The 7,856-nt window shown below is 67.4% G+C and carries 3 protein-coding genes, 2 rRNA genes and 1 pseudogene (1 of these 6 running past the window's edge); 1 reads left to right on the forward strand and 5 read right to left on the reverse strand.

All coding sequences use genetic code 11. The features are described from left to right. Positions 1-23 precede the first annotated feature (23 nt). Entirely contained in the window at positions 24-656 is a 633-nt protein-coding gene (locus CRP52_RS07680; protein ID WP_097235712.1) for a tetratricopeptide repeat protein, read from the reverse strand. A gap of 92 nt (positions 657-748) precedes the next feature. Between CRP52_RS07680 and CRP52_RS07685 the strand changes: the two genes are divergently transcribed. Continuing rightward, positions 749-2,119 (forward strand): DUF1015 family protein, encoded by a 1,371-nt coding sequence (locus CRP52_RS07685; RefSeq protein WP_097235713.1) that lies wholly within the window; start codon positions 749-751, stop codon positions 2,117-2,119. A gap of 87 nt (positions 2,120-2,206) precedes the next feature. Here the strand turns inward: CRP52_RS07685 and CRP52_RS07690 are convergent, their stop codons facing one another. The 4 genes and pseudogenes from CRP52_RS07690 to CRP52_RS07705 form a co-directional block, all read right to left on the reverse strand. Continuing rightward, entirely contained in the window at positions 2,207-3,115 is a 909-nt protein-coding gene (locus CRP52_RS07690; RefSeq protein WP_183107267.1) for a tetratricopeptide repeat protein, read from the reverse strand. Between the two features lie 384 nt (positions 3,116-3,499). After that, positions 3,500-4,192: pseudogene (locus tag CRP52_RS41035) on the reverse strand (hypothetical protein); the annotation flags it as partial. A 516-nt stretch (positions 4,193-4,708) separates the two neighbouring features. After that, positions 4,709-4,825 (reverse strand): 5S ribosomal RNA (gene rrf / locus CRP52_RS07700). Positions 4,826-4,934: 109 nt separating this feature from the next. After that, positions 4,935-7,856, reverse strand: a 23S ribosomal RNA gene (locus CRP52_RS07705); it runs 199 nt beyond the window's last position.

Consider the following 7,856-nt stretch of genomic DNA (forward strand, 5'->3'; position numbering starts at 1 on the left):
GCACCGGCTCACCGGGCCGCCGGTCAGGCGTCGCCCTCGGCGCCGTCCGGCTCTCCCCCCGTCGGGTCCGCGGATCCAGCGGGGTCCGCGGCACCGGGCGGGGGCGCCAGGTACCCGGGTGCCCCGGGCAGCAGCGGGCCGTACGCCCCGGCACGGGCCGCCAGCGTCGCCCGGGTCTGCCGCAGCGCCGCCCGGTAGTGGTCGGTCTCCGGCCGCATCGCCACGGCCAGTGACAGGTGCTCGGCGGAGGTCTCGAAGTCGCCCAGCCGGGCCGCCGCGACCCCCCACCCGAACTGAGCGTAGTCGTCCGCCGGGTCGGCCAGCGCCACGGCCCGGAAGTTCTCCAGCGCCGCCGCGTACGAACCCGCGTCGAACTGCGCCCGGGCCAGCGCCTCCCGGATGCTGCGCGAGTGCGGCTCGGCCGCCACCGCCCGGGACAGCAGCTGCTCGGCGGCCGCCGGGTGCCCCTGCGCCAGGAGCTGCGCGCCCCGGCGGAACCAGTCGTACACGTCCCCGGCGGGCTCCCCGGACCGGCTCTGCGGCGGGATCCCGCCGGCCGGGGCACCGCCGGCCAGGCCGTCCGTGCCGGTGGCACCGGCCGCGCCACCCGACTCGGCCGGTGCGCCGCCGTCCACCCGTTCCTGCCCGTCGTCCATGCCGTACCTCGCCCTCGGTAGCGCACCCGCCCCACGAGTCGGCACGGGTATTCCGATCTCTGAACAACGCGTACCCGGTTACGATGCCCAGAATGAGCACACCCAGTGCAGAAGACGGAGTCGAGACTCCCGAGGGCGGCCCCGGTGATCCCGGGCACGTCGCCACCGCCGGCCTGTCCCTGTCCCCCTTCCGCGGCCTGCGCTACGTCCCCGACCGGGTCGGCGCCCTGGCCGCGGTGATGTCACCGCCGTACGACGTCGTCGACCCGGGCCGCAGGCTCGACCTGGAGACCGCCGACCCGCACAACGTGGTCCGGCTGATCCTGCCCAGGCCCGAGCCCGAGGACGCCGGTGACCGCCCCGACCGGGACACCCGGTACCGGCACGCCGCCCGCCTGTTGGCCGCCTGGCAGCGCGAGGGCATCCTCGCCGCGGACCCGGATCCCGCGATCTACGTCTACGAGCAACGGGTGCCCGCCACCGCCGACTCCCCCGAACTCCTCCAGCGCGGCCTGATCGGCGCCCTCGCGGTGAGCGGCCCCGAGGTCGGCGTCGTCCTCCCGCACGAGGACGTGATGCCGCGGCCGGTCGCCGACCGCGTGGGCCTGATGCGCACCACCCGGGCCAACCTCGAACCGCTGCTGCTCACCTACCGCGGCAACGGCGGTGCCTCCGGCGTGATCGAGCGGACGGTCGAGGGCGAGCCGCTGGTCTCCACGGCGACCACCGACGGCACCCACCACCGCCTGTGGGCCGTCGCAGACCCGGCCGACATCGCCGAGATCGGCCGTGACCTCGCCACCTGCCGGGCCCTGATCGCCGACGGCCACCACCGCTGGGAGATGTACCTGCGCCTCCAGCGCGAACACCGCCACCTGCCGCGCAGCCCGTGGGACCGCGGCATGGTGCTCCTGGTGGACACCGCCCGCTACCCGCTGCGGGTCCGCGCCATCCACCGGGTGCTCTACCGGCTGCCGGTGGCCGAGGCGCTGGAGAAGCTGGGCGACCACTGGAAGGTCAAGGAGGTCCCCGGCCCGCTGCCCGCCGCCCTCCAGGCCCTCGCCGAGCAGAAGCGGCAGGGCGGCAACGGCTTCGTCCTGACCGGCGGCGACGGCGTCTTCTGGCTGCTCGGCGAGCCCGAGGAGGCCCTGCTGGACGCGACCGTGCCACACGACCGGCCCGAGGAGTGGCGCCACCTGGACGCCACCGTCCTGCACGCCACCCTGCTCGACCACACCTGGCGCGTCCCCGACGGCCCGGACGACATCGGCTACCTGCACACCGCCGCGGCCGCCGAACGGGAGGCCGCCCGCTCCGGCGGCACCGCCGTCCTGCTGCACCCGGTCCGGGAGAGCGTGGTACGACGACTGGCCGAACAGGGCGTCACCATGCCGCGCAAGTCCACCTCCTTCGGGCCGAAGCCGGCCACCGGGCTGGTGCTGCGCAACCTCGCGCTGGGCTGACGCCCCCGTCGGCCCGGACGCCGTGAGGCCCTGCCGTTCCCGGATCTCCCGGGGAACGGCAGGGCCTCACGGCGTTGTTGCGGGCGCTCAGCTCTTGGCGTCGCCGGCCTCGGCGTCGTCGGCACCCTTCGAGTCCTGGGCGTCCTTGGCACGCTCGGGCACCACGCCGTCGAAGTCCTCGTCGATTTCGAGGTCGTCCTCGTCGTAGAACTCCTCGACGTCCTCCTCGTCCTCGAAGATCACGCGGTCGTCGGCGACGTCCCCGCTGCGCTTCTTGGCCGCCTCGGACTGGTCGGCGTCCTCGTCGGCCGCCTCGGGGTCGAGCGCGTCGGTGAACTCCACGCCGTCGATCTCGGCGAGCCGCTCAGAGGCGTTGGTGGAGCCGTCGGTGTCGGCCTCCGCCGCCTTCGCGAACCAGTCACGGGCCTCGTCGCCGCGGCCGGCCGCGATCAGCGCCTCGGCGTAGGCGTACCGCAGACGCGCGGTCCACGGGTGCACGGCGCTGGAGGCCAGCTCCGGGCTCTGCAGCGTCACCACGGCGGCGTCGAACTGCTCCATGTCGGTGCGGGCACCGGCCGCCACCAGGCGCATCTCGACCTGACCGGCCTTGTCCAGCTGCTTCACCTCGGGCTCACCGGCCATCGCCAGGGCCCGCTCCGGACGGCCCAGACCGCGCTCGCAGTCGGCCATCACCGGCCACAGGTCCGCCCGGCCGGTCATCCGACGGGCGGCGCGGAACTCGGTCAGCGCCTCGGAGAACCGCTGGGTCATGTACGAGGCGAAACCGGCCGCCTCGCGGACGGCGGGCACGCGGGAGGCCAGACGGAGGGCGACACGCGAGTACTGATAGGCCTCCTCCGGCTCGCTGTCGAGCAGGCGGGCCACCATCACCAGGTTGCGGGCGACGTCGTCCGCGAGAGTCTTGGGCAGGCTCTTGAGCTCCTGGCGCACGTCCGCGTCCAGCTCGAAGCCGGTGACGTCCTCCGGGATCGGCAGACGCTTGACGGGCTCGTAGTTGCCCCGGCGGTCGTCGTAGTCCCGACGGCCGCGGTCGTCACGGCGGTCGTCACGGCGGAAGCCGCCACGGTCTCCACCACGGTCGTCCCGACGGAAGCCACCGCGGTCGCCGCCACGGTCACCGCGGTCGCGGTTGAAGCCACCGGAGGGGCGGTCGTCACGGCGGAAGCCGCCGCGGTCGCCGCCACGGTCGTCGCGGTCACGGCCGTAGCCACCCGACGGACGGTCGTCACGACGCGGACGGTCGTCGCGGTCACGGCCGTAGCCACCCGACGGACGGTCGTCACGACGCGGACGGTCGTCACGGTCGTCACGACGGAAGCCACCGGAGGGGCGGTCGTCACGACGGAACCCACCGCCGGCCGGGCGGTCATCGCGACGGAAGCCGCCACCGGCCGGGCGGTCATCGCGGCGGTAGCCGCCGCCGGCCGGACGGTCGTCACGGCGGAAGCCGCCGCGGTCGCCGCCACGGTCGTCGCGGTCACGGCCGTAGCCACCCGACGGACGGTCGTCACGACGCGGACGGTCGTCACGGTCGTCACGACGGAAGCCACCGGAGGGGCGGTCGTCACGACGGAACCCACCGCCGGCCGGACGGTCATCGCGACGGAAACCGCCACCGGCCGGACGGTCGTCACGACGGAAGCCGCCGCGGTCGCCGCCACGGTCGTCGCGGTCACGGTTGAAGCCACCCGACGGACGGTCGTCACGACGGAACCCACCGCCGGAGGGGCGGTCATCGCGGCGGAAACCACCGCGGTCGTCACGGTCACGGTTGAAGCCACCCGAGGGGCGGTCATCACGGCGGTAGCCGCCGCCGGCCGGACGGTCGTCACGGCGGAAGCCGCCGCGGTCGCCGCCACGGTCGTCACGGTCACGGCCGTAGCCACCCGACGGACGGTCGTCACGACGCGGACGGTCATCGCGGTCGTCGCGGCGGAAGCCACCGGAGGGGCGGTCATCACGGCGGTAGCCGCCGCCGGCCGGACGGTCATCGCGACGGAAGCCGCCGCGGTCGCCGCCACGGTCGTCACGGTCACGGTTGAAGCCACCCGAGGGGCGGTCATCACGGCGGTAGCCGCCGCCGGCCGGACGGTCGTCACGGCGGAAGCCACCGCGGTCGCCGCCACGGTCGTCACGGTCACGGCCGTAGCCACCCGACGGACGGTCATCACGACGCGGACGGTCATCGCGGTCGTCACGGCGGAAGCCGCCGGAGGGGCGGTCGTCGCGGCGGTTGCCGCCACGGTCGTTGGACCAGCCCCCACGGGACCGGGGCTCGTAGCCTCGGCCGTCGTCCGATCGACGCTCGGGACGGTCCTGGGGCTGGTTCGACATCGTGGTGACTCCTTCTGCTGCTTCAGCTCCACCGCGCGGGCCGTGCGTGCAACTCCGTTGCCGTCACGCGGTTTCGGCGCCGGCCTCCTGGCCCGCGCACCTTCTCCATTGTCCGGCATGCCGGGACCCTCCGCGTCTGGGCGGAAGTCCCGTCATGTCGGACTTCTTCACGTTCGCAAAACACAAAAAGGCCGCGGCCCCAGCGAGTCGCTGGGGCCGCGGCCTTGAATAATTGTTCGGCGGCGTCCTACTCTCCCACAGGGTCCCCCCTGCAGTACCATCGGCGCTGTGAGGCTTAGCTTCCGGGTTCGGAATGTAACCGGGCGTTTCCCTCACGCTATGACCACCGAAACCCTATCGGGTATTCAGCGAAACACACTTTTCAGTTGATAAGTGTTTCTTGTGTTCGCCGGCGATAGCTGTTCGCTACCCGGGAACCACACAGTGAACGCGAGCGTCTGAGGACAAGCCCTCGGCCTATTAGTACCGGTCAACTCCACCCCTCACAGGGCTTCCATATCCGGCCTATCAACCCAGTCGTCTACTGGGAGCCTTACCCTCTCAAGGAGGTGGGAGTGCTCATCTCGAAGCAGGCTTCCCGCTTAGATGCTTTCAGCGGTTATCCCTCCCGAACGTAGCCAACCAGCCATGCCCTTGGCAGGACAACTGGCACACCAGAGGTTCGTCCGTCCCGGTCCTCTCGTACTAGGGACAGCCCTTCTCAACACTCCTACGCGCACAGCGGATAGGGACCGAACTGTCTCACGACGTTCTAAACCCAGCTCGCGTACCGCTTTAATGGGCGAACAGCCCAACCCTTGGGACCTACTCCAGCCCCAGGATGCGACGAGCCGACATCGAGGTGCCAAACCATCCCGTCGATATGGACTCTTGGGGAAGATCAGCCTGTTATCCCCGGGGTACCTTTTATCCGTTGAGCGACGGCGCTTCCACAAGCCACCGCCGGATCACTAGTCCCTACTTTCGTACCTGCTCGACCCGTCAGTCTCACAGTCAAGCTCCCTTGTGCACTTACACTCAACACCTGATTGCCAACCAGGCTGAGGGAACCTTTGGGCGCCTCCGTTACCCTTTAGGAGGCAACCGCCCCAGTTAAACTACCCACCAGACACTGTCCCTGATCCGGATCACGGACCCAGGTTAGACATCCAGCACGACCAGAGTGGTATTTCAACGACGACTCCACAACAACTGGCGTTGCCGCTTCAAAGTCTCCCACCTATCCTACACAAGCCGAACCGAACACCAATATCAAGCTATAGTAAAGGTCCCGGGGTCTTTCCGTCCTGCTGCGCGAAACGAGCATCTTTACTCGTAATGCAATTTCACCGGGCCTATGGTTGAGACAGTCGAGAAGTCGTTACGCCATTCGTGCAGGTCGGAACTTACCCGACAAGGAATTTCGCTACCTTAGGATGGTTATAGTTACCACCGCCGTTTACTGGCGCTTAAGTTCTCAGCTTCGCCTGGACGAATCCAAGCTAACCGGTCCCCTTAACGTTCCAGCACCGGGCAGGCGTCAGTCCGTATACATCGCCTTACGGCTTCGCACGGACCTGTGTTTTTAGTAAACAGTCGCTTCTCGCTGGTCTCTGCGGCCACCCCCAGCTCAAGGCGCAAGGCCCGTCACCAGGAATGGCCCCCCTTCTCCCGAAGTTACGGGGGCATTTTGCCGAGTTCCTTAACCATAGTTCACCCGAACGCCTCGGTATTCTCTACCTGACCACCTGAGTCGGTTTGGGGTACGGGCCGCCATGAAACTCGCTAGAGGCTTTTCTCGACAGCATAGGATCATCCACTTCACCACAATCGGCTCGGCATCAGGTCTCAGACTATGTGAACGGCGGATTTGCCTACCGTTCGTCCTACACCCTTACCCCGGGACAACCACCGCCCGGGCTGGACTACCTTCCTGCGTCACCCCATCGCTCACCTACTACCCCGTTGGGTCACCGGCTCCACCACGTCCCATTGTCCGAAGACTCCGGGCCGGCTTCACGGGCTTAGCATCAAGAGGTTCAGCGTTGGCGCTTCAAAGCGGGTACGGGAATATCAACCCGTTGTCCATCGACTACGCCTGTCGGCCTCGCCTTAGGTCCCGACTTACCCTGGGCAGATCAGCTTGACCCAGGAACCCTTGGTCAATCGGCGCAAGAGTTTCCCACTCTTGTATCGCTACTCATGCCTGCATTCTCACTCGTATACCGTCCACGACTGGTTTCCACCGCCGCTTCACCCGGCACACGACGCTCCCCTACCCATCACAGCAGGCGTTGGCCCTCAATGCTGCAATGACACGACTTCGGTGATGTGCTTGAGCCCCGCTACATTGTCGGCGCGGAATCACTTGACCAGTGAGCTATTACGCACTCTTTCAAGGGTGGCTGCTTCTAAGCCAACCTCCTGGTTGTCTCTGCGACTCCACATCCTTTCCCACTTAGCACACGCTTAGGGACCTTAGTCGGTGTTCTGGGCTGTTTCCCTCTCGACCATGGAGCTTATCCCCCACAGTCTCACTGCCACGCTCTCACTTACCGGCATTCGGAGTTTGGCTAAGGTCAGTAACCCGGTAAGGCCCATCGCCTATCCAGTGCTCTACCTCCGGCAAGAAACACGTGACGCTGCACCTAAATGCATTTCGGGGAGAACCAGCTATCACGGAGTTTGATTGGCCTTTCACCCCTAACCACAGGTCATCCCCCAGGTTTTCAACCCTGGTGGGTTCGGTCCTCCACACGGTCTTACCCGCGCTTCAACCTGCCCATGGCTAGATCACTCCGCTTCGGGTCTTGGGCATGCAACTCAAACGCCCTATTCGGACTCGCTTTCGCTACGGCTACCCCACACGGGTTAACCTCGCTACACACCGCAAACTCGCAGGCTCATTCTTCAAAAGGCACGCAGTCACGGCCCACCAGCAAGCTGATGAACGACGCTCCCACGGCTTGTAGGCACACGGTTTCAGGTACTATTTCACTCCGCTCCCGCGGTACTTTTCACCATTCCCTCACGGTACTATCCGCTATCGGTCACCAGGGAATATTTAGGCTTAGCGGGTGGTCCCGCCAGATTCACACGGGATTTCTCGGGCCCCGTGCTACTTGGGAGATGAGCAAGCAAGCCGTACAGATTTCGTCTACGGGGGTCTTACCCTCTACGCCGGACCTTTCGCATGTCCTTCGACTACCCATACGGTTTCTGACTCGCCCAGCCGCCGGCAGACGACTGAAGCTCATTCCCACAACCCCGCAATGGCAACCCCTGCCGGGTCTCACACCAAAACGGTTTAGCCTCATCCAGTTTCGCTCGCCACTACTCCCGGAATCACGGTTGTTTTCTCTTCCTGCGGGTACTGAGATGT

The organism is Streptomyces sp. 1331.2, assembly GCF_900199205.1.
In the GTDB taxonomy this organism is placed as follows: Bacteria; Actinomycetota; Actinomycetes; order Streptomycetales; family Streptomycetaceae; genus Kitasatospora.

What these genes read in the sequence shown, in the direction of transcription:
- CRP52_RS07680 (WP_097235712.1), bottom strand. Translation starts at nt 656, where the DNA reads ATGGACGACGGGCAGGAACGGGTGGACGGCGGCGCACCGGCCGAGTCG.
- CRP52_RS07685 (WP_097235713.1), top strand. Translation starts at nt 749, where the DNA reads ATGAGCACACCCAGTGCAGAAGACGGAGTCGAGACTCCCGAGGGCGGC.